This is a genomic window from Neorhizobium galegae (assembly GCF_017877055.1).
GTDB classification, from domain to species: Bacteria; Pseudomonadota; Alphaproteobacteria; order Rhizobiales; family Rhizobiaceae; genus Neorhizobium; species Neorhizobium galegae_D.
The window spans coordinates 244,320-266,733 of sequence record NZ_JAGIPG010000003.1; the positions used below are offsets into that span (position 1 = coordinate 244,320).

Genomic DNA, 22,414 nt, shown 5'->3' on the forward strand with positions numbered 1-22,414 from the left:
ATCAAAAGGTTTAAGCCCTGCGACCTCCCAATGGCGTTTCGTCGGGAAACGACCTGTCCCAGAGATGCGCCGCAGATCTGATTTCCGAAACAGTCCCGCTGAACGACCTGTCCCACGCCCCAGAGGCACGGAATTCTTCATTGCTGACATAAAACTCTTACATGTCGGGAGGAAATCTGCTGCCGGCAGGCCCCGAGGTCTGGAAAACAGAAGAGGGCATTTCTGATGACGACATTGCAGCAGGTGGCGATAAGAGCCGGATGCTCTCTGGCGACCGCGAGCCGGGCGCTCAATCGCAATGGCAATGTCAGCGACCGTATGGCCCGCAGGGTTCGCCGTGCGGCGGCGGAACTCGGCTATCGGCCCCTAACTTCCGCGGCGGGCAGACTGGGGCAACGGCCAGTGATCGGCGTGTTGATCCCCAGCATTACCAATCCCGTCTTCGCCTCGTCGCTTTCCAGTATCCAGAACCGCATGCTGGTCGCTGGCCATGGCGTGCTGATTGCCCAGTCGAACTACGACCCTGCACGCGAGGCGGACGCAGTCGCTTCGCTTCTCAACGACCGGCCGACCGGCCTGATCCTGACCGTCTGCGATCCCGATACGAGTGTTGCCCTCACGTCCTCGCTGCCGCCAACCGTGCTTCTCAACAACCTGCCGACCCCGCTGTTTCCTGCTGCCGTCACGGTTGACAATCGCGGTGCCAGTCGTGAACTGACGCAGATGCTGATCGGTCTCGGCCATCGACGCATCCTGTTCCTCTCCGGAAATTTCGCGGCCTCCGACCGCGCGCGTCGCCGGCATGAGGGTTATCGCGATGCGATGATCAAGAACGGCATTGCACCGTTGGAAGCGGTCGAGATTTCCTTCCTCGACGGTTACGACCAGCTTGATCTCAGCGCGGCGCTCGCGACCGCGTCGCCAACCGCGATCATCGCCTCCAACGATCTTCTTGCGCTGGGTGTCATCAGTGCGCTGCGGCGCGAAGGACTTTCTGTACCGCGTGATATTTCTGTCGCCGGTTTCGACGGGATCGCCATCGGACGGCTGATGGACCCACCGCTGACAACGGTGGAGATGCCGGATGCGAGCATGGGGGCGGCGGCGGCCTCGCTGCTGCTGGACATGGCCGAGAATGCGGCGCCTGCCCGGCATCTCGACGTCGCTTATATGCTGCGACGGGGCGGCACGGTGCGGGCAATCCGGTAACGCTTCGTCAAAAAAGGAAAACCGCCGCTTCCGATCGGAAGCGACGGCTCGTGGTGCGGTTAGGCCGGATTGGAGTTTAGCTGCGCGGCAGCAGGCCCTTCACTTCGGAAGCAGCATCTTCCAGCGCTTCCTTCGGGGTGGCCTGCTGTTCGACGATGCGCGACAGGTTCTCGACGATCGCCTGGGTGACCTTGACGCCGTTGGTGCCCGGGAAGGCGTACCAGGGAACCATTCGATCCATCTGGTTGAGGCCGGCGACGAAGAGCGGGTTTTCCTTGTAGAAATTGCCGAGATAGTCTGGCGACTTGGCGGCAAGCTCGTTGTTCGGAACGTAGCCGGTGCCCGGGACGACGACCGAGGCGCCATAGGGACCGGCGGCGAACTTGGCGAACCTCCAGGCGGCCTGCTGCTTCTCGGCATTGCGGGCGAGGATGACGACGGCGTTGCCGCCGGTCGGCAGCTTGCCCTTGACCGGGTCGATCAGCGGGATCTGCGCGGTGCGCAGGTCGAACTTGTCGCCGACGCTCTTGATCGTGTTGCGCAGCGCGCCGGTCGTCTTGAACTCGATGCCGACCTTGCCGGCGAAGAAGGCCTGTTCACCGGCCTGGGCCGTGAAGACCGGCAGGCCACCCTTCTTGACCATCTGGTCGAGAACGTTGACGGCCTTTTCGCCTTCCGGACCCGCGAAAGCGACGGACTTTTCGTCGGCACTCAGCATCTGGCCGCCGGCGCCGAACAGGAGTGCCGAGAACATCCAGTCGTCACCCTGCCAGCGGAAGTCGATGCCTTCGACACCATTGCCGAGCGCCTTGATCTTGGCACCGAGCGCGATGACTTCGTCCCAGGTCTTCGGGGGAACGTCCGGGTTGCCGCCAGCCGCCTTCACCAGGTCGGCATTGTAGTACATGATCGGGTTCGACGTCGCGAAAGCGAGGCCGACCTGCTTGCCCTTGACCTGGGCGAGCTTCAGGATGTTGTCGGAGAAGCCGAGCTTGCCCATATCGCCTTCCTTGGCGATGAAGGGAGCGAGGTCGACGGGCAGGTCGCGCTCCTGAACCATGCGCAGGCGGTTGAGGCCGATGAAGGTCAGGTCCGGCATTTCCGCCGTGCCGGCCTGGCGCATGATGAGCTGGATGCCCTCTTCATAGGTCGCGGACGGGTTGGCGAACTGGATCTTGATGTCCGGATTTTCTTCCATGAACTTCTTCGAGATCGTGTCCATCACGTCCTTGAAAAAACCGGGCATGGGATAATGCACGGTCAATGTCGTTTCGGCATGGGCCGGAAGCGACACCGTCATGGCAATCGCCGCGGCAGCGAGGATGTTGGTGAGATGCTTCATCGCATGGTCTCCTGGTTGATGCCGGTCAGCCTTTGAGACCGGTCATGGTGATGCCCTCGACGAAGCGCTTCTGTGCCAGAAGGAAAGCCGCAACGAGGGGAGTGGTGATGATCAATGTGGCGGCCATGAGCGCGCCGTAGTCGTCGCCGGCCTCGGCGGCGCGGAAATAGAGGAGGCCGAGCGGTGGTGTCGCATAGGTCTGGTTGGAAACGACGATCAACGGCCAGTAGAGGTCGTTCCAGTGGGCGACGACCGAGAAGATCGCAAATGCGGTGACCGCCGGCCAGGCGTTCGGCACGATCACGCGGCCGATAATGCCGAGTTCCGACATGCCGTCGAGCCGGGCGGCATGTATCAGGTCGTCCGGTATCGCGCGGAAGAACTGCAGGAACAGGAAGATGCCGAAGACGGAGATGGTGAAGGGGGCAACCAGTGCAAAATAGCTGTTGAGCACTGCCAAGCGGTCGAAGGCGACATAGAGGGGCAGGGCAGTCGCGTGGATCGGCACCAACAGGCCGAGCATGACCAGCATCATCATCAGCCTTGCGGCGCGGAACTTCAGTTTCGCCATGGCATAGGCGCAGGGAATGGCGATCATCACCTGGAAAACGAAAATCAGCGCGCAGACCGCGACGCCGTTGAAAAGCAGCCGCGTCATCGATACGCGTGTCAGCGCCTTGGCGAAGTTCTGGACGTAGGACCAGTGCTGCGGGATGAGCGACAGCGACGAGGAGAAGATGTCGCTCTGCGCCTTGCCGGCGGTCGAAATCATGAAGACGTAGGGAGCGAGAAAGATCGCCGCCCCGAAGATCAGGACCGACAGGCGGACGGCGCGCCCCAGGGTGAAGGTTTGGGCGTTCATGAGTAATGCACCTGCTTGTCCTGGACGCGGTATTGAAGGAACATCAGCACCACCAGGATCGCCAGGAACACGACCGTCATCGCCGAGGCGTAACCAACCTTCAGGTAGACGAAACCTTCCTGGTAGATGGTGAAGAGCAGCACTTCGGACGCCTTGTTCGGACCACCTTCGGTCAAGGTCTTGACGGTTTCGAAGACCTTGACCGCGTTGATGATGCTGATCGTGGTGACAAAAAGCGTCGTTGGCCCGAGCATCGGCCAGGTGACCAGCCGGCACCGGTCGAAGGCCGAGCGGGCGCCATCGACATGCGCCGCCTGATAGAGTTCGCGGGGGATCGCCGTAAGGCCGGCGAGGAACAGCACGAGATTGAAGCCGACCGATTGCCAGATGCCGATGATCGACAGGCTGTAGAGGACGGACATGGAAGCGCCGAGCCAGTTCGGACCCGGCAGACCGCCGAGCGCCAGAAGCGCGTTGATCGGGCCGATGGTCGGGTGGAACAGATATTGCCAGACGGTCGCCATGGCGACGAGGAGCGAAGCGACCGGCAGGAAATAGGCGGTTCGAAAGAAGGAACGGCCGATATTCTCGCTTTCGATCAGCATCGCAAGGCCGAGCGCCATGAAGATCGAGATCGGCGCGACGATCGCGGTATAGACCGTCGTGTTCCACAGCGAGCGGCGGAAGGTGCGGTCGGTGAAGAGTTCTGTGTAATTGTCGAAGCCGACAAAACGGAAACCCGCATAGCCAAGCTCGTAATCGGTAAATCCGAACAGGATCACCACCGCCACCGGCAGCAGGATGAAGACGAACAGAAGAACCATTGCCGGCAGCGACAGCACGAGTGCCGCGCGTGCCTCCTGCCGTTCGGCGGCCGAGCGGGCAGGTTTTCTGACGACGGGGAGTGCAGCAGCGATCGCGTCAGCCACGGGCCGTCTCCAAGCTGATCGCAGCATCGACCGGTGTCGAGGGCAGGCGGCGGCCGTCCTCCGCGAAGACGAAAAGCTGGTCGGCGGAGAATTCCAGGCGCACCGGCATGCCGGCCGCAAGCCCGGCGCCTTCTGCCGGCGAAAGTTTGGCGACGACCGTTTCGCCGATGGCATCGAGCCGGCAATAGAGGATGATCTCTGAACCCAGGAACTCGACGCGGCCGATGCGGGCTGGCAGGCCCTGCTGGCCGCTGCGGGAGACGCTGACGAATTCTGGTCGGATGCCGATCGTCACCGATGTGCCGGCCGCAACAGTTTCACGGGGCAGCCCGACCCGGATATCGCCGAGAGCGATCGTACCATCGGCCCCAACCTGGGAGGGAAAAAGGTTGATGCGCGGCTGGCCGATGAAACGGGCCACCTCGATATGCGCCGGATCGTCGTAGATCACCTGCGGCGAGGCGAGCTGCAGCATCGAACCGCCGATCATCACCGCGACGCGGTCGGCCATGGAAAGCGCTTCGGCCTGGTCATGGGTGACGTAGAGCGTCGGCACGCCGGCGCGGCGGTGCAGCTCGACGATCTCGCCGCGGGCATGGACGCGCAGGTTGGCGTCGAGGTTGGAAAGCGGTTCGTCCATCAGAAAGACGGAGGGGCGGCGCACCATGGCGCGGCCGAGCGCGACGCGCTGGCGCTGACCGCCGGACATCTGTCCGGGTTTGCGATCGAGCAGATGGTCGATCTTCAGCGACACGGCCATCTCGCGCACGTCGCGCTTGATCGCCGCCACCGCCTTGCGCTGGCTGGGCATCAGCGGGCCGATCAGCGGCAGGCGTTGTGCCCGCGTAAGTTTGCGCATGATGAGCGGTACGGCGATGTTCTGCGCCGCCGTCAGGTGCGGATAAAGCGCGTAGGACTGGAACACCATGGCGATGTTGCGGTCGGCCGCCGGCATCGGCGACAGATCGCGGTCGCCCAGCATGATTTCGCCGGCATCGGCGCTCTCCAGGCCGGCGAGGATGCGCAGCAACGTGCTCTTGCCGCAGCCGGAAGGGCCGACGAGGGCGATGAACTCGCCCGGACCGGCATCGAGGCTGACCCCCTTGAGGATCGGATTGCCGGAGAAGGATTTTTCGATGCCGCGAAGCGAAAGGGCGGTCATTCGGCGCTCTCCACTTCCTTGGCGTTGGTCGGATAGACCTCCTCGATGACGTCGTCGAGGACATAGGCCGTCATTCCGGGCACGGCGACGATATCGCTTTCAACGTCGTCGCCGAATTCATGCACGACCGCGCCGACCAGCCGTTCGCCCGGCATTTCGCGAACGAGCTTGCCGAGGATGAAGGCAGCCGACGGACCCCAGGTGAGGGCGGTGTTCGCGAAACGGCCTTGCCAGGCCCAGTGCAGATGGCCGCTCGCGAAAAGCGCAACGTCATGAGCGGCGATCAGGTCGTAAAGACGCTTGCGTTGTGTCGGGCGGACGCTCCAGTACCCCGTGTCGCCCTCATGCGGTTCGTCGACGAACAGCGGCTTGTGGGCAAACAGCGCGACGCGGCGGCCGCGACGCTCCTCGAGGGTTTCTCGCAGCCATTCGAATTGGGATTCTTCTTCATCGTTTTCATGGCCGAGCAGGAGCGAATTGAGGCCGATGAAACGCCAGCCGGCAGTGTCCTCGAACCAACGATCCTCTCCGACGAGTTCCCGCCAGCGGGCAAGGCGCTCGGCATTGACCGGCTGCTCGGAACCCGGGAGATGCCCGACATCGTGATTGCCCGGCAGGATCAGCATCGGGATCGAAGTCTGCCGCATCAGGTTCATGCAGAACGTGATGTCGCCCGGCTTATCGGCGCCGTCGACGGTCAGATCCCCGGTATGGATGATAAGATCGGCCCGGGTATCCTGGATCCAGGTCAGCAGCGGCGCCCAATTGCCGTTGAAATGCGACTTCTCCGGGCTGAAATGGGTATCGGTAATCTGGATGATCTTCACGGCAGCTCTCCGGTCCCGCAAGTGCCTTCCGCAGGTGCGAAGGCGTTCACGGTTCCTTAGAGCGCTATCGTGTCAGGCCGGTTACAGAGTTTTCCAGCTTTCTTTCATTTCTGTCACAGGACTGTAAAACGGCGCGTTTTCCGCGAGGTGCGACGAGTATCGGGCGGCTCTGTCGCGTGACTGCTAAGGGTGGATAGGATGACGCTTCGGGCAAACTGTAAGGGCCTTTCTAAAGGCCGCTGATGATCGGCCCGGAGTTGACCTCGCTGTCTTGAACCCACGGCGTCATTTCCTAAATCAATCTCCACCATGGCGATTGAGGAAAGGAGGTAGCGATGGCCAACACGTTGTTCGACAAACCGCTGTTTGCGAAAACATCTCGCTATGTTCAGGAGCTTGCCAGCCTGGAAGATGTCTTTGACTTTCTCGACGAGTGGCCGATCGAAAAAAGAAGCGACACCTACGAGGTATTATCGAAGGCCTGTCGAATGGCCGCTCAAGGCATTTTCCCCTTGCCAGCAATCAGGGAGAATGTCCGCCGATTCCTGCTGAAGGAGCGCGTGTTGGCGAACATCGAGGAGGTACCTCTGTTCGCACGGCGCACGAACGACCGCAACCTCGGCTCGTGAGGCGCTTTTACGTCTCACGTCGTGTGTCTCGCACGAGGCGGATTTCTAAATGACGAACGCTCGGTAGGAACACAGAAAACCCCACAGCCTGTGAGGGCAACGGGACTTGCAGCAGGGAGCTTGATCAGCAGGAGTTTGCTTGGTTGACGGGGCTGTTTGCGCTGGAGGTGGAGGCGTTGTTTCCGCCCGCTCCCGCAGTCGTCCGGCTCTTGCCGCAGTTGGCGTTGCTGCTGCCGGCCGTATCAGCGCCCTGCGTGTTGGTGTTACCCGTCGCTGACGTGCCGCGCGAAGGCGCGACCGTCATTCTTGCTGTGCGGCCACCAACTGCTTTGACTGGTTCCAGACTCAGTTCAGCCTTTTGCCGGTCTCGGTGTCGAACAGGTGCACCTTCTCGGGATTGCCCTTCACATGTATCGTTTCGCCGACCGCGATATTACGGTCCCGGGGGAACTCGACGGTCAGCATTTTGGAATGGCCGACTTCGACATAGCCGTAGGTCTGGCTGCCGAGTCGTTCGGCCACCATCAGTTCGCCACTGAACCAGGCCTGTTCGGGGGAACAGGAGGTCAGTTCTTCAGGCCGAATTCCGAGCGTGATGTCCTGGCCGGCAAGCGCCCTTGCGCCGGAAATGCTGCCGGTTGCGGTTTTTCCCAAAAGCTTCAGGCTCTCCCCATCGGAGGTGATCTTCGCCGGCAGGGTATTCATGGTCGGGCTGCCGATGAAGCGGGCGACGAACAGGCTCGACGGGTTGTGATAGAGATCGAGCGGCTCGCCGATCTGCTCCACCACGCCACCGTTCATCACCACAATGCGGTCGGCCAGCGTCATGGCCTCCACCTGATCGTGCGTGACATAGACCGTGGTCGCCTTCATGCGGTTGTGCAGTTTGGCGATTTCCAGGCGCATCTCGACGCGCAGCGCCGCGTCGAGATTGGAAAGTGGTTCGTCGAACAGGAAGGCCGCCGGCTCGCGGACAATGGCACGGCCCATGGCGACGCGCTGGCGCTGGCCGCCTGACAATTGTGCCGGCCGGCGATCGAGATAATCCCTGATCTTGAGGACGTCGGCAGCCTGACCGACGCGGCTTTCGATTTCCCGGTCGTCGCCGCCGCGCATCTTGAGGCCGAACGACATGTTTTCCCGCACGCTCATATGCGGATAGAGAGCGTAGTCCTGAAAGACCATGGCGATGTTGCGCTCCGCGGGCGGAAGCAGGTTGACCGTGCGGCCTTCGATATCCAGTTCGCCGCTGGAAATCTCCTCCAGCCCGGCGATCATGCGCAGAAGCGTCGATTTCCCGCATCCGGAAGGGCCGACGAGAACCAGAAACTCGCCGCTCCGGATCTCGATATCGATGTCATGGATCACCTGCAGGGCGCCATACGACTTCCGGATCTTCTTCAACGCTATGCCAGCCACGAGGTCCTCCCGAACATTTTCAAGCTTGACGTCAGTTATCGATATCAATATCGATAATGATAGTTCCTGGAATGCGCAACCCGCTGGATAAGTGAGATGGCCTATTTTTCCGCTAGATCGACATCGATCAGATCGCCCAAGGCGGGCGCCGCCTTCAATGCGTTGAAGCGCGACATCATGCTCGGAACGCTTGCGCCAGGGACCGGTCTGACGGAACTGGAGCTGGCGGCTCATTTCCAGTGCAGCCAGGGCACCGTCCGCGAGGCGCTCCTGCAGCTTCAGGAAGAAGGGCTGGTCCGCCGCCGGGGGCATCGTGGGACGCAGGTTTCCGAGTGCACGGAAGACGAGGCAATCGAAATGTTCCGGTTGCGTCAGCAGATAGAGGGCAACGGCATGGCACGGGTCATGCGCGCTCGCAGCCGTACGCTGGTCAAGGAGCTCGATAGCCTCCTCGACAAGATGCTGCTTGCAGCGGCGGCGGGTGACGAGTTGGAGCTTGCGGCTTTCGACCGCGATTTCCATCGGCGCATTTTCGAAGATGCCAACCTGCCCGCGCTCGATCCGGTCCTTCATCGCTGCCTCGTGCATAATCACCGGTTCAAGATTTCCCGCAGCCCGATGGCGCGGGATCTCGAGGCGACGGCATTGCGGCATCGCAGCATCATCGACGCGATCGAAAGCGGTGACACAGGGCGGGCGACCGCCGCAATGCGCCATCATATCGCGACCATCGTCGATCTCGGGCCTGAAGTTTTCCCGGAGGCGACACAGTGAACGATCTCTCTCAACTGTCGGACACGCTTTCGGACGAAATGCTGGCGCTGACGCAGCGGGTTGCGGCGGAACTCGGACCTCTGCCGGATCCGACGACCCTTCCGCCGGCGGAAGGTCGTGCACAGACGCTTGCCGCCAATGTGCGATGGAATGTCAATCTGCCGGCCATGGCGGGCCTCGGGGAGGTCTGGGTAGCGGAAGATACGCGCCTTGGTTCAGCTCGCTGCCGCCTTAGGGTGCTTGTGCCGCCGGATGCCGCGGATGGCGCGATCCTGTTCGTGCATGGTGGCGGCTTTGCCTTCTGCTCGCCGGAAACCCACGAGCGTTGCGCCCGGGTTCTTGCGCTGGAAAGCGGCATGCCGGTCGTGATGCCGGATTATCGGCTGGCGCCGGAATCCCCTTATCCGGCCGGGCTCATGGATGTCGTTGCAACGCTCCGAGGTCTTTTTGAGGTGACTGCCGGCGAAGGCGTCCGCCCTGGTCCGCTGGTCATCTCCGGCGACTCGGCGGGAGCCAACATTGCTCTCGCAACGACACTGCATGAACATGCGGAGGGCAGACGGCTGCCGGATGCGGCACTGCTCTTTTACGGCACTTATGCGCATTCTTTCGAAACGGCATCTTACGTCCGTTTCGCTGAAGGCCCGGGACTCACGCGCGGGAAGATGCAACGCTACTGGTCGTTTTATGCCGGTGAGCGCGCAATTGAGGGCGATCCGCTTGCCTGCCCGCTCATGGCTTCCGATGCGGCCTTGGTCGCGCTGCCGCCCCTTTATCTGATGGCGGCGGCCGTGGATCCGCTGCTTTCCGACACCTTGGGCCTGAGCCAGCGTCTCAAGGCTCTCGGCCGCAACGACGAACTGCACGTCGTGCCAGGAGTCATCCACGGTTTCCTGCAGAACACGAATGAACTTTCGGCCGCACGGGAGGCGTTGGCGGCCGCAGGCAGTGCAGCAAGGCGACTGACACAACGTCGATGACGTGAACGATCAAGAGGAGGAGACTATGAAAATTCTGAAGACAATCGCGCTTAGCGCCGCTCTTGCGGCTTCGGCCGCGTTCGGTCAGGCGAGGGCGGAAACCGTCCGCTTCTGGTACCATTTCGACAACCCGGCGAACCCGATGTCGGACCTGGTCAAGAAGTTCGAGACAGCCAATCCCGGCATCAAGATCGAAGCCGAGAACGTGCCGTGGAACAGCTATTACGACAATCTTTATACCGCGCTGGTCGGCGGCAATGCGCCTGATGCGGCAATGGTGAAGCTCTTCGCCCAGCCCCGGCTTGCCGAAATGGGCGCGCTGGAGCCGATCGGCAAGCAACTCGACGCGTGGAAAGGCAAGGCCGACCTGCTGGACAACCTGCTCGACCTGAACAAGGGGCCGGACGGAAAGCAGTATTACCTGCCCATCCAGTACGTGGTCCTTTATCTCTATTACCGGACCGATCTCTTCCAGGCGGCCGGTCTGCAACCGCCCAAGACCTGCGAAGATTTCCGCAATGCGGCGATCAAGCTCACCAATGCGCCGCAGACCTACGGTTTCGGCCTGCGCGGCGGCAAGGGCGGCTGGGACCAGTGGGGCGCCTTCGTCCTGTCCCAGGGCGCCGAACTGAAGCCGGGGGGCCTGACCAAGCCCGAGGCGGTGGCCGCCAACCAATGGCTGGTCGATCTTTTCCAGAAGGACAAGGTCATTCCGCCGTCCGCACCGAATGACGGGTTCCAGGAAATCGTTGCCGCGTTCAAATCCGGCAAGACAGCCATGACCATCCACCATATCGGTTCGTCCAAGGATCTCGTTGCTGCTCTCGGCGACAAGGTCTCCGCCGTGCCGGTTCCGAAATGCGGCAATGGCCAATGGACGTCGTATGGTGACGAGTCGCTTGCGATCTTCTCATCGTCCTCGGTCAAGGACGCTGCCTGGAAGTGGATCTCCTTCCTTGCCGAAGGGCAGAACAACGTTGCCTTCAACGGCGCGACAGGCCAGCTGACCGTCACGAAGAGCGGCTCTGCCGACTGGAAGCTCCACGAGCGTCGTTTCGTCGATGCCACCGTCCAGTCTCTGCCCTTCGCCAGGGTGTTGCCGCAGACCTCCGCGGTCTCGGAATTCGTCAACACAGCCTGGCAGACCAACATGCAGCGAGCACTGACCGGCCAGATCACGCCCAAGCAGATGATGGAACAGTTGCAGACGCTGTTTGCGCAATAAGAGTCGCCTTCGGTCCCGGCACGTCCTGTGTCGGGACCTCTTTCCCCGCCTCGAGGCTGGATCCGCATGTCCCGACCGAACCATTCTCCCGTGGAGCGCCGCACGCAGTTCCGCTGGCATTCAGAGCGGCTCCTGCCGTACTGGCTGCTTGCACCGGCTGTCGTGGTGACCGTCGTCATCGTCTTCATGCCGATGGTGCAGGCTGTCTTCACGAGCTTCTATGACCTGATCCTCTTTCGCCCCAATGCCAGCAAGTTCGTCGGCTTCGGCAACTACGTTAAGCTGTTCAACGATCCCGTCTTCTGGACGGCGTTGTGGAACACCATCATCTGGATTGGATTGACGGTACCATTGCAGATGGGGCTCGGGCTTGTCGCTGCTTTGCTTCTCAATCGTGAGTTTCCCTGGCGCGGTCTGGCGCGGGCGCTCATCATCATCCCCTGGGCGCTGCCGAGCGTTGTCATCGCGCTGATGTGGCGTTGGATCTACGATCCGAATACGGGCGTGCTCAACGATATCCTCATCTACCTGTCGATTGTCCAGTCCGCAGTTCCGTGGCTCGCCGATCCCGAAGTGGCGATCTACGCGATTATCGCCACCCTGACCTGGCAGGGGTTCCCCTTCTTCGCGGTGATGATCCTTGCCGGTCTTCAGGGTATTCCGCGCAGTCAATATGAAGCGGCATCGATCGATGGCGCTTCCACCTGGCGGCAATTCGTCCATGTCACGCTGCCGGGTATCGCGCCGGTGCTGGCGACCGCCGGTTTGCTGCGGGTAATCTGGGTCGCCAATTCCATGGACGTCATCTTCGTCATGACCGGAGGCGGTCCGGGTTACGCCACGCACACCCTGCCGCTCTATGCCTTCATCAAGGCGCGCCAGAACCTCGATTTCGGATATGGCACTGCGATCGCCGTCACCTTCACCATCCTGCTCGGCGCCTTCGTGGTGCTTTATCTCTCCCGTACGATGCGTGAGGTGGAACGATGAAACAGAGCGCCCTTCGCCGGATCATCACCACCGACCTTCCGGTCCTGCTGATTGTCCTCTTCGCCATGGCGCCCTTCGCCTGGATGATACTGACATCACTGACGCCGACCGCAGTATTGAGTGCTACGGGAGTGTCGCTTTCGCCGCTCGGATGGAGCCTCGACAATTACGTGCGGCTCATCGAGCAGACATCCTTCCTCAAGAACATGCTGGACAGCCTGATCATCGCCGCCGGCACAGTTGTCGTCGGCCTGATCGTCTCCGTCACGGCGGCCTATGCCTTCTCGCGCTTCCGTTTTCCGGGCCGCAAGCTGTTGATGCTGCAGTTCCTTCTGATCAACATGTTCCCGATCGTGCTGCTCATCCTGCCCCTCTTCGTGCTGATGCGCCGCTTCAACATCCTCGACACCCATTTCGGCCTGATCCTCGCCAACGCGACGGTGGCGATCCCCTTCGCGGTGTGGATGCTGACAAGCTATATCGGCGCCATTCCGAAAAGCCTCGACGAAGCGGCGATGACCGACGGATGTTCGCGCCTGACGGCGCTGCGCAAGATAGTCCTGCCACTGACCATGCCGGGCATCATCTCGACCGGCATCTACATCTTCATCACCGCCTGGAACGAATATCTCTATGCGCTGACGCTCGGCGGGCGGAACGTGCGCCCGGTCACGGTCGCGATCCAGACGCTGATCGGCGAATACCAGATCGAATGGGGCCTGCTGGCGGCAGGCGCAGTGGTCGGCGCAATGCCCGCGACCATTCTTTTCCTTCTCGTGCAGCGACGGCTGATTGGCGGGCTGACCCAGGGCGCGGTCAAGGGATGAGGGCAAGGAATGATCGGCGTAGCCGACGAAACGGAATGTAAAAGAGGACGATACGATGAACCCCATCGGGTTGATTTCCATGCAGTATGCCAGGCCCTTCACGGCCGAGCATTTTCCGCTGTTTGCAAAGATGCGTCAGCACGGTTTTGACTTCGTGGAGCTTCTGGTCCCGGAAGCTGGCGAACTCGACATCAGGGAAACGAAGAAAGCGCTCGACGATGCCGGTCTCGGCGTCGTGCTCGCAGCCCGCGTCAACCTCCAGCGTAACCTTGCGTCGGCCGATGGCGAAGCCCATCGCGCTGGTGTCGAATACCTGAAATACACCGCCGATTGCGCGGCAGGCCTCGGTTCGAAGATCGTCGGCGGGCCGCTGACAGGCAATCCTCTCGTGTTTGCCGGCCGTGCCCCGCAGCCGGTCGACGAGGCCGAACGGCTGGCCCGCAAGGAGCGTTGCGTCAAAGGCCTGAGGCAAGCCGGAGACCACGCCGCCAAAATGGGTGTTTTGCTGGCCGTCGAGCCGCTCAACCGCTTCGAAAGCGACGTTCTCTGCACCACGCAGCAAGCAATAGAACTGCTGGATGCCGTCGATCACCCAGCCGTCAAGCTGATGCTCGACACCTTTCACATGCACATGGAGGAAAGCTCGATCGCCGAGGCCATCCGGCTCGCCGGTGACCGGCTGGTGCATTTCCAGGCCAATGAAAACCACCGCGGCTTCCCAGGCACGGGTTCCACCGATTGGGTCGATGTCTGCAGGGCGTTGCACGAGATCGGCTACAAGGGGCCGGTTTCGCTGGAACCGTTCCGGCGCAATGACGACCGCTTCGGGGTACCGTTTGCCCAATGGCGTCCGCCGCACGAGGATGAGAGCGATCGCCTCGCGGCTTCGAGTGCATTCATGAAATCCCACCTCCTGCTTACGGAATATCGTCGATGACCTTGAAAATCGGTTGGATCGGTTGCGGCGTTCACGCAACCCAAATGCTGCTTCCCCAACTCGTGCGCCATGACGTCGAAATCGTTGCGCTGTGCGATATCGACGGCAAACGCCTGAAGGACGCCGGCCGGCAATTCGGCGTTGCCAACCTGACGACGGACGCGCAAACCCTGCTTTCGACCCGCGGCATCGATGCGGTCGGGATGGCCGTCGGCCCGGATCAGCATCTCGCCTTCGGCAAGGCGGCGCTCGAACGGGGCTTGTCTGTCTTCATGGAAAAGCCACCATCGGGTTCCGCCGCCGGGGCGCGGGAGCTTCTGGCCGCTTCGGAAAAGGCGAAGAAGCCGCTGCTGCTCGGCTTCATGAAGCGCTATTCGATCGGCAACCGCATGGCGGCGAATATCGTGAAGTCCGGCCGCTTCGGGGACGTGCTCGGGCTGACCGGTTATTATATGACGGCACCGGGCTATTTTGCCGGCAATGTCGATTACACCGGCTTTTTCCTGCATCACTGCGTTCACTACATGGATTTGGCGTCCTTCCTCGTGTCGCCAGTTCGTTCGATCTCGACGCGCAAGGTGGAAAAAACTCCGGGCCGGTTGCTCTTCCATGTCGCCTTTGAGTTCGAATGCGGAGCGATCGGCAACATCGCCATGGGTACGATCCAGTCGCGCGGCACGCCGGTCGAGCGGATCGAGCTGATGGGCGACCATCAGCGTATCGAGGTGGAGGACGTGATCGAAATCCGCTGGCATCGCAATCCGCCCTTCAAGATTGATGACCTGGGTGCAACGCTGAAGGAGGACTGCGACACGCTGGCGTGGAAGCCGAACTTCACCGCTGCAGCCAACGAGGATCCGAAGGGTTACCATTCGTTGCTGGCCGATGTGGTACCCGCGCTCGCGGGGGCGACGACACCCGCGCCGTCGATTACCGATGGCGTTGTTGCCATGGAACGCCTGGAAACGCTCCGGCGCGAACTCGCCCTCTGAGAAATCCGGCCCCGGCCAACGCCTGTGAAGGAAGTCGGAGTCGCCAGACTGGCAGCCGTCCAGAGGATACGTCGGTCCCGGTTTGCCGTCGCCAGGCATGTTTTCCGCTACTTCATGAATACTGGCAGTCATGGCGCAATCTGGATCCTGCGGGCTTGCCCGCAGGATCCACTGGTCAACGAACGGCCTTGGTCAGATTTTTGCGCGTTCGCCCGCTTCCTTGAGCGAGGCGAACTTCATCGTCACGCTATGCAGATTGTCGTCCAGCCATTTGGCCATGGCGATCTCTTCCTCGAGATTGCTTTTCAGCGCCGGCGCCAGTCCCGGAAAGCCGCCATGTTCGGCGATGGTGATAAGCGACTTGTAGGCGGCGATCTCGTAATTCTCGAAAGCGAAGTTGGCCAGCGAGTTCTTGATGATTTCGTCGCCGGCGATGCTGTGTCCCATCGCCGCCAGGCTGCCGGTGAGGGACAATGCCATGTCCTTCAAGCTCGAATGATCTTCCGCAAGGCTCTTGAGAACGTCCTCGATCCTGGCGATCTGACCCTGCGTCGGGCGATGGTTCCAGGGCGCTCAGGCCCGGAGAGCATCCGGGGATCCTCCGGCACCGGGTGCAGACTTGGCAAGGTAACGCCTAAGGATGAGCGGAAGGATGCCGCCAGCGCGCAGCAGTTCGACCTCGGCATTTGTTTCAATTGCAGCCGACGCATTGAATGTCCTGGAAGAGCCGTCGGTTCGCCTGACGGATACCGACACATCGCAGCGCGGAGAAATCATGTCCGGTTCAGCCTGGACGGTCAGGACATCGCCGGGGCGGAGTTCGAGCGTCTCCGGCGCCTGATCATGCGCAAGGCGCAGAGGAAGGATGCCCATGCCGATCAGGTTCCAGCGGTGAATGCGCTCGAAACTGGAGGCCAGAACCGCCCGCACGCCGAGGAGCGCCGCACCCTTGGCTGCCCAGTCGCGGGACGAGCCCATTCCGTATCGCGCGCCAGCGACTATGACGACGGACCTGCCTTCGGCCTTGTAGCGCTGCGCCGCATCCCACAACGGCAGGGATTCCCCCGATCCGGCATGGATCGTGAAGCCTGGCGCGATATCCGGCGCCAGAAGGTTGCGCACCGCCTTGTTGGTGAACAGGCCGCGGATCATGACCTCCCAGTTTCCGCGCCGCGAGGAAAAGACGTTGAGATCGCCGGGGTTTTCGCCACGCTCGATGAGATGTCGCCCGGCCTCTGACCGTGCCGGGATCGCACCGGCCGGCGAAATATGGTCGGTCGTCATGTCGTCGCCGAAAACAAGGATCGGATGGGCCTCGTAGGTGCCGAGCTGGGTCCCTTCGCCGAAGCTCGCAAACGGCGGGCGCCTTATATAGGTGGAGTTTTCATCCCACGGGAACAGGATGCTCGACGGGGCGGCAAGGTCTTTCCAGGCCGGGCTCGCCTCCGCCGCCTCGTAGGCCGGAGCGAAGTCGCCGACACTCGAAGCCTTTGCGAAAAGTCGGTCGATTTCCGCGGCGCTGGGCCAGAGCATCGCGAGCGTCACGGGCGTGCCATCGGCGCAAACGCCGATCGGATCGTGGAGGATGTCGATCTCGACGGTTCCGGCGAGCGCGAAAGCTACGACCATCGGCGGCGAGGCGAGGAACCCGGCTTCCAACTGCGCATGAACTCGCCCTGGGAAGTTCCGGTTCCCGGACAAGACAGCGACGGCGAGTATATTGCGTTCAGCCATCGCGTCTGCGACGGCCTGTGTCAGAGGACCGGAATTGCCGATACAGGTCGTGCAGCCGTAACCGACGATGCCGAAGCCGACCGCTTCCAGGTCCTCGAGCAGGCCGGCGCGGACGAGGTAGCGCTCGGCGGTTGGCGATCCCGGAGCAAGCGAGGTCTTGACCCAATGCGGCGGCCGCAGGCCATAGGCGCGAGCCTTGCGGGCAAGAAGACCGGCGGCCACGAGAAGCCGCGGGTCGGAGGTGTTCGTGCAGCTGGTGATCGAAGCGATCGCCACCGCTCCGTCGTTTGGTTTACCTTCAACGGCAAGATTTTCCCCGGTCCCCTTTATTTTGCGGATGGCTGCGCGCGTTTCGCCGACGGCGATCCTGTCCTGCGGGCGGCGGGGGCCTGCAAGGCTGGCTTCAACGCGGCCGAGATTCAACTCGAGCGTCGAACTGTAGCGGGGATTGGCCTCGGGATCGAACCAGATGCCGGCGCGTTTCGCGTAACATTCGACAAGCCGCGCGTGCGCGTTGCTGCGACCGGTTTGCAAGAGATAGTCGATCGATCGGCGATCGACCGGGAAATAGCCACTATTGGCACCGAACTCGGGCGCCATATTGGCCACGACCGCGCGGTCGCCGGCGGACAGATTGGTGACGCCAGGCCCATAGAATTCGACGAACTTGTCCTGGAGATCGATCTGACGCAGCAGATGCGTCACCACGAGCGCGAGGTCGGTGGCCAGAACCCCTTCCTTCAGCTTTCCGGTCAGGCGAACGCCGACGACGTCGGGCACACGCAGCGTGACCGGCATGGCGAATAGGACGCTCTCCGCTTCAAGGCCACCCACACCCCATGCCAGAACGCCGATCCCGTTGATCATCGGGGTGTGGCTGTCGGTTCCGATCAAGGTGTCCGGGATGGCCCAAAGCCGGCCATCCCGTTGGTGCGCCGACACGACGGTCGCCAGGCGTTCGAGATTGAGCGTGTGCATGATGCCGGTGCCCGGCGGGTGAGCGCAAAAACCGGTGAGCGTATTCGTCGCCCATTTCATGAAGCTGTAGCGCTCGGCATTGCGCTCATATTCCCGCTTCATATTGTGTTCTGTGGCTCCGGTTGTCCCAAAAGCATCGACCGCCAGCGAGTGATCGGTGGAAACGTCGACCGCGACGACGGGATTGAGCAGCGCCGGATCGCCTCCGGCTTCCGCCAGTGCGGAACGCATGCCGGCGATATCGACCAGCGCCGGGCCGCACGTCGTGTCATGCATCAGGACGCGGTTCGGCAGGAACGGGATTTCGACGTCGCTCCGGCCCGTCTTCAGCCATGCGGCGATGGCGGCCTTGGCCCGTGGTGCATCGTCGCCGGCCGTCCTTAGAACGTTCTCCAGCAATATCCTATGGATATACGGCATGCGTGCGAGATCGCCCCCTGCCTCGGCCGGCAGGTCGATCAGATCATAGCTCAGGCCGTCGATCTCGATTTTCGCACGCATACCGGTCAGCAATGCCACCCGCCGTCGCCGTTACAACGTCTTCAAACCGGCGGCGATGGCTGAAAACAGCATATCGATTTCCGTCTCCGAAATGACGAGGGGAGGAGAAAGAACGATGGTGTTCGCCACCGGCCGTACCATCACGCCGCGCTCGAAGCAGAATTCGTAGACCTTTTTCGCCATGACCTTGCCGCTGGCGACATCTTCGCCGAGTTCGATGCCGGCAAGCAGTCCGAGATTGCGGATATCCACCACGCCAGGCAGACCCTTGAGCGAATGGGCCTGCTCCTGCCAGACCGGCTCGATCGTCGCTGCCTTCTCGAACACGCCTTCGTCGAGATAGACGTTCAGCGTCGCCAGTCCCGCCGCGCAAGCCAGCGGATGACCGGAATAGGTATATCCATGCGAGAACTCCACGGCACCTTGCGGGGCGATTTCCATCAACGTCTCGTAGATTTTGTTGGAACTGATGACGCCGCCCATCGGCACCGCACCGTTTGTCATGCCCTTGGCGATGGCGATGAGATCGGGAGTAACGCCGAAACGGTCGGCGGCGAACGGCCGGCCGAGGCGGCCGAAGCCGGTGACCACTTCGTCGAAGATCAGCAGAATGCCGTGGCGCGTGCAGATTTTCCTCAGCCGTTCGAGGTAGCCAACCGGCGGGATCAGCACGCCCGTCGAGGCGGCAATCGGCTCGACGATCACCGCCGCGACCGTCGATGGATCGAAGGTCTGCAACATCTGTTCGAGCGCGTCGGCGATCTCCGCGCCGTGGTCCGGCTGGCCGCGGCTGAAGGCATTGCGGGCGGGATCATGCGTATGGGGCATGTGGGCCGCACCCGGCAAAAGCATGCCGAACTGCTTCTTGTGCGGTCCCATTCCTGCCGCTGAAAGCCCTCCGAAACCGACGCCGTGATAACCGCGCTGGCGACCGACGATGCGCTGCCGCTGTCCTTCCCCGCGCGCATGATGATAGGCGAGGGCAAGCTTGAGCGCCGTATCGGTGGCCTCCGACCCGGAATTGGTGAAGAAGACGTGATCCAGCCCTTCGGGCGCGACGGCTGTCAGCCGGCTGGCATATTCGAAGGCGAGAGGATGACCGAGCCCGAACGAGGAGGCGAAATCAAGCTGCGCGGCCTGTTTCTGGATCGCCTCGACGATTTTTGGATGCCCATGCCCTGCGTTCACGCACCAGAGGCCGGCGATCCCGTCCAGAAGGCGGTGGCCGTCGCTCATGTGGTAGTACATGCCCGACGCGCCGGTGATGATCTGCGGCTTCTTCTTGAAGTCCCGGTTGACCGTGAAAGGCATCCAGTAGGATTCGAGCGAATTGGCGTTGAGCTGCTGCATGTGCATTGCTTTCATTCTTCGATCAGATGAAGTCGGTCTTCTTGAGGATCTGCGCAGTCACTGCGCCGCGTCCAGCCCGTCGACGGAGAGTGGTATCGGCGGCATGACGTCGTCCGGGATGGGATTGACGAAGGGATTGCCATCGAGCCGGTCCCGAAGATCCGCCTTGGCCGCTTCGACGAGCGCCGGATTGCGGATGAGTTCGATGGCGGTGCCCGCCATGACCTTTGCGGCATGCGCCATGCCCTTGTGGGCGGCGGGCAACTTGCCCTGGGCGACGAGCTGCCAGGAATGGCCGGGCGTACCGATCGCGTAGGTCGCTCCGCGCATCTGAACGGTCGGCACCACCCAGCTCACGCTGCCGACATCGGTCGATCCGACCATCGATCCATCGCCTGCATAGAGCGGAACAATGAGATCGCAGAGCGGTTCGTCCTTCTTCGGTCTGAGCTGGAAGCGGGCGTATGACGAGGCGATCTCCTCCGGCGTGAAGGTTGCCTGGAACTTCCGGGCGGTCGCCTTGTCGGCTTCGTCGAATACAGGGGCACCCAGGCGCTCGAGCTGCGCATGCATGCATTCCTCCAGCGGCTCGTTGCCCATCAGGTTGGCATCGCCGGATATGATTTCCTGCCTCATGGTCGTTTCGGTCATCCAGGCGGCGCCTTCGGCTACGCGCTTTACCCGGGCGACGAGCGAAAGAAGCTCGGGAAGCGTTCTCGCCCGCACGAGATAACGAACGGTGGCGTTGGCCTGGACCACATTCGGGGCCGAACCGCCCGCATCGGTAATCGCGTAATGAATACGGGCGGTCGTCGGCATGTGTTCGCGCAGAAAGTTCACGCCGACATTCATCAACTCCACCGCATCGAGTGCGCTGCGTCCGAGATGGGGCGTCGCCGCGGCATGCGAGGCGCGGCCGGAGAAATGAAAGTTCATCTCGCTGCAGGCAAGCGAGATCGGGTTGTTGACGCCGCTGAAGGCCGCGGGGTGCCACGAAATGGCGATGTCGACATCGTCGAAGACGCCGGCACGCACCATGAAACCTTTGGAAGACCCGCCTTCCTCCGCCGGGCAGCCGTAATAGCGGACGCGCCCCTTCAATCCGTGGGCAGCGAGATAGTCCTTCACCGCGGCGGCGGCCAGCATCGAGCCGGCTCCGAGAAGGTTGTGACCGCAGCCATGGCCGTGGCCGTCGGCAACGACTGGCCGCTGTTCGGCGACGCCCGCTTCCTGGCTGAGGCCCGGGAGCGCGTCATATTCCCCGAGAATGGCGATGACCGGACCAGCCTCGCCGGCCTCTCCCATGACGGCGGTCGGAATGCCGGCAATGTTGCGCTCGATCCTGAAGCCCTCGGCCTCGAGAAGCCGCAAATGTTCGGCTGAGGAACGGAACTCCTCGTAATTGATCTCCGGCGTGCCCCAGACGCGGTCGCTGAGATCAAAAAAGGCAGCGCTTTTTTCGTCGACGATTGTCCAGATGGATTGGGAATTCTGCATCGCGTCCTCGTTTCCTGATCAGTGCAGGCCTCTTAGAACCGGCGTCAGCCGTTCCAGCACCCAGTCTATCTGCCCGCGCTCGATCACCAGCGGAGGTGCAAGGCGAATGGTGTGATCATGCGTCTCCTTGGCGAGGATGCCCGACTGGCGGAGTAGCTCGCAGTAACGGCGGGCACCGCCGGCCTGCGGATGCAGTTCCACGGCGAGCATCAGCCCGCGCCCGCGCACGTCCCGAATGAAGTCGCTGCGAATGTCCTTCAGCCCCCGAAGGAAGTAATCGCCCTGCTCGGCGGCATTCTCGATCATGCCTTCGTCGGTCAGTGCCTTCAGCGCCGCCCGTGCGACGGCACAGGCGAGCGGGTTGCCGCCGAAGGTCGAGCCGTGCTGCCCGGGTTTCAGCGTGCCCAGCACCTCGTTGTTGGAAAGCACGGCGGAGACGGGATAGAAACCGCCCGACAATGCCTTGCCAACCAGTGTCACGTCCGCCTCGATCGCCTCATGTTCTTCTGCAAGCAGCTTGCCGGTGCGTCCGAGGCCGGTCTGGATTTCGTCCAGGATCAGCATGACATTGTTTGCCGTGCAGAGTTCGCGGACCCTTGCGAAATAGCCCGCCGGTGGGATCAGCACGCCCGCCTCGCCCTGGATCGGCTCAACCAGGAAGGCGACCGTGTTTTCGTTGATCGCCCCCTCGAATGCCTCGACATCGCCGAACGGCACAACCCGGAAACCGGGCAGGAAGGGGCCGAAATTCTTGCGTGCCATCTCGTCGGTGCTGAAGCTGATGATGCCGAGCGTCCGGCCGTGGAAATTGTTGGAGCAGACGATGATTTCCGCCTGTTCCTCGGGGATGTTCTTGACCTCGTAACCCCACTTGCGCACGGATTTGACGGCGGTTTCGACGGCTTCGGCGCCGCTGTTCATCGGAAGCACCCTGTGCGATTTCGTCAGAGCCGCGAGCTCCCCGTAAAACAGCGCGAGCTGGTCGTTGCGGAATGCCCGGGAGGTCAGCGTCAGCTTGCCTGCCTGCTCCACCATCGCGGCCAGGATCTTGGGGTGGCAATGTCCCTGGTTGACGGCGGAATAGGCGGACAGGCAGTCGAGATAGCGATTTCCGTCCGTATCCCAGACATAGACGCCGGCGCCTCGCGCCAGAACCACGTCGAGCGGCTTGTAGTTGTTTGCGCCGAACCGGCTTTCGATCGCGACGAACTCTTCCGTCAACATCGTGGATTTCTCCTGCCCAGAGAAGC

Annotated in this window: 19 protein-coding genes and 1 pseudogene; 9 read left to right on the forward strand and 11 right to left on the reverse strand. The window is 62.1% G+C overall.

What is annotated here, in order from left to right:
• Nucleotides 1-225 precede the first annotated feature (225 nt).
• Nucleotides 226-1,209 carry a substrate-binding domain-containing protein gene (locus tag J2857_RS20385; protein ID WP_210011931.1) on the forward strand — a complete coding sequence of 328 codons (984 nt, stop codon included), beginning with the start codon at nt 226-228 and terminating at the stop codon, nt 1,207-1,209.
• A 76-nt stretch (nt 1,210-1,285) separates the two neighbouring features.
• Here the strand turns inward: J2857_RS20385 and J2857_RS20390 are convergent, their stop codons facing one another.
• The 5 genes from J2857_RS20390 to J2857_RS20410 are packed head-to-tail and all read right to left on the reverse strand — an operon-like array spanning nt 1,286 to nt 6,331.
• Nucleotides 1,286-2,551, reverse strand: a complete 1,266-nt coding sequence (locus J2857_RS20390) for an ABC transporter substrate-binding protein (protein WP_210011932.1) — start codon at nt 2,549-2,551, stop codon at nt 1,286-1,288.
• Between the two features lie 25 nt (nt 2,552-2,576).
• A complete protein-coding gene (locus J2857_RS20395) occupies nt 2,577-3,413 on the reverse strand; it encodes a carbohydrate ABC transporter permease (protein WP_210011933.1) in 837 nt (278 codons plus the stop codon).
• Complete coding sequence (locus tag J2857_RS20400; protein ID WP_432420174.1) at nt 3,410-4,330, reverse strand: carbohydrate ABC transporter permease; 921 nt, start codon at nt 4,328-4,330, stop codon at nt 3,410-3,412. Before J2857_RS20400 ends, J2857_RS20395 begins: the two co-directional genes overlap by 4 nt.
• 4 nt (nt 4,331-4,334) lie before the next feature.
• Nucleotides 4,335-5,504, reverse strand: coding sequence for an ABC transporter ATP-binding protein (locus tag J2857_RS20405; RefSeq protein ID WP_210011935.1), 1,170 nt, complete (start codon nt 5,502-5,504; stop codon nt 4,335-4,337).
• Nucleotides 5,501-6,331, reverse strand: a complete 831-nt coding sequence (locus tag J2857_RS20410) for a metallophosphoesterase family protein (protein ID WP_210011936.1) — start codon at nt 6,329-6,331, stop codon at nt 5,501-5,503. The genes J2857_RS20405 and J2857_RS20410 overlap by 4 nt, the downstream gene beginning before the upstream one ends.
• 335 nt (nt 6,332-6,666) lie before the next feature.
• Between J2857_RS20410 and J2857_RS20415 the strand changes: the two genes are divergently transcribed.
• Nucleotides 6,667-6,960, forward strand: coding sequence for a DUF982 domain-containing protein (locus J2857_RS20415; protein WP_210011937.1), 294 nt, complete (start codon nt 6,667-6,669; stop codon nt 6,958-6,960).
• Between the two features lie 345 nt (nt 6,961-7,305).
• On the opposite strand, the gene J2857_RS20420 is transcribed toward J2857_RS20415, so the two are convergent.
• On the reverse strand, nt 7,306-8,379 hold the full coding sequence (locus J2857_RS20420) for an ABC transporter ATP-binding protein (RefSeq protein WP_210011938.1): 1,074 nt from the start codon (nt 8,377-8,379) through the stop codon (nt 7,306-7,308).
• Between the two features lie 96 nt (nt 8,380-8,475).
• Between J2857_RS20420 and J2857_RS20425 the strand changes: the two genes are divergently transcribed.
• The 7 genes from J2857_RS20425 (at nt 8,476) to J2857_RS20455 (ending at nt 15,104) form a co-directional block, all read left to right on the forward strand.
• Nucleotides 8,476-9,153: a GntR family transcriptional regulator gene (locus J2857_RS20425; protein ID WP_210011939.1), complete on the forward strand. Its 678-nt coding sequence runs from the start codon at nt 8,476-8,478 to the stop codon at nt 9,151-9,153.
• Nucleotides 9,150-10,133, forward strand: coding sequence for an alpha/beta hydrolase (locus J2857_RS20430; protein ID WP_348635701.1), 984 nt, complete (start codon nt 9,150-9,152; stop codon nt 10,131-10,133). Before J2857_RS20425 ends, J2857_RS20430 begins: the two co-directional genes overlap by 4 nt.
• 25 nt (nt 10,134-10,158) lie before the next feature.
• Nucleotides 10,159-11,358 carry an ABC transporter substrate-binding protein gene (locus tag J2857_RS20435; RefSeq protein ID WP_210011940.1) on the forward strand — a complete coding sequence of 400 codons (1,200 nt, stop codon included), beginning with the start codon at nt 10,159-10,161 and terminating at the stop codon, nt 11,356-11,358.
• A gap of 66 nt (nt 11,359-11,424) precedes the next feature.
• The gene (locus tag J2857_RS20440) at nt 11,425-12,348 is read left to right on the forward strand and encodes a carbohydrate ABC transporter permease (RefSeq protein WP_210011941.1); all 924 of its coding nucleotides are present in this window, start codon (nt 11,425-11,427) and stop codon (nt 12,346-12,348) included.
• On the forward strand, nt 12,345-13,175 hold the full coding sequence (locus tag J2857_RS20445) for a carbohydrate ABC transporter permease (RefSeq protein ID WP_210011942.1): 831 nt from the start codon (nt 12,345-12,347) through the stop codon (nt 13,173-13,175). Before J2857_RS20440 ends, J2857_RS20445 begins: the two co-directional genes overlap by 4 nt.
• Before the next feature lie 55 nt (nt 13,176-13,230).
• A complete protein-coding gene (locus tag J2857_RS20450; protein ID WP_210011943.1) occupies nt 13,231-14,112 on the forward strand; it encodes a sugar phosphate isomerase/epimerase family protein in 882 nt (293 codons plus the stop codon).
• On the forward strand, nt 14,109-15,104 hold the full coding sequence (locus J2857_RS20455; protein WP_210011944.1) for a Gfo/Idh/MocA family protein: 996 nt from the start codon (nt 14,109-14,111) through the stop codon (nt 15,102-15,104). Before J2857_RS20450 ends, J2857_RS20455 begins: the two co-directional genes overlap by 4 nt.
• A 192-nt stretch (nt 15,105-15,296) precedes the next feature.
• Here J2857_RS20455 and J2857_RS20460 read toward each other — a convergent pair.
• The 5 genes and pseudogenes from J2857_RS20460 to rocD form a co-directional block, all read right to left on the reverse strand.
• A pseudogene (locus J2857_RS20460) lies at nt 15,297-15,647 on the reverse strand (DUF892 family protein); the annotation flags it as partial.
• A gap of 30 nt (nt 15,648-15,677) precedes the next feature.
• The gene (gene acnA / locus J2857_RS20465) at nt 15,678-18,317 is read right to left on the reverse strand and encodes an aconitate hydratase AcnA (protein ID WP_210012439.1); all 2,640 of its coding nucleotides are present in this window, start codon (nt 18,315-18,317) and stop codon (nt 15,678-15,680) included.
• 30 nt (nt 18,318-18,347) lie between these two features.
• Nucleotides 18,348-19,682, reverse strand: coding sequence for an aspartate aminotransferase family protein (locus tag J2857_RS20470; protein WP_432420169.1), 1,335 nt, complete (start codon nt 19,680-19,682; stop codon nt 18,348-18,350).
• Nucleotides 19,683-19,724: 42 nt separating this feature from the next.
• Entirely contained in the window at nt 19,725-21,164 is a 1,440-nt protein-coding gene (locus J2857_RS20475) for a M20 family metallopeptidase (protein WP_210011945.1), read from the reverse strand.
• Between the two features lie 18 nt (nt 21,165-21,182).
• Nucleotides 21,183-22,388, reverse strand: coding sequence for an ornithine--oxo-acid transaminase (gene rocD / locus J2857_RS20480; RefSeq protein ID WP_210011946.1), 1,206 nt, complete (start codon nt 22,386-22,388; stop codon nt 21,183-21,185).
• Between the last annotated feature and the right edge of the window lie 26 nt (nt 22,389-22,414).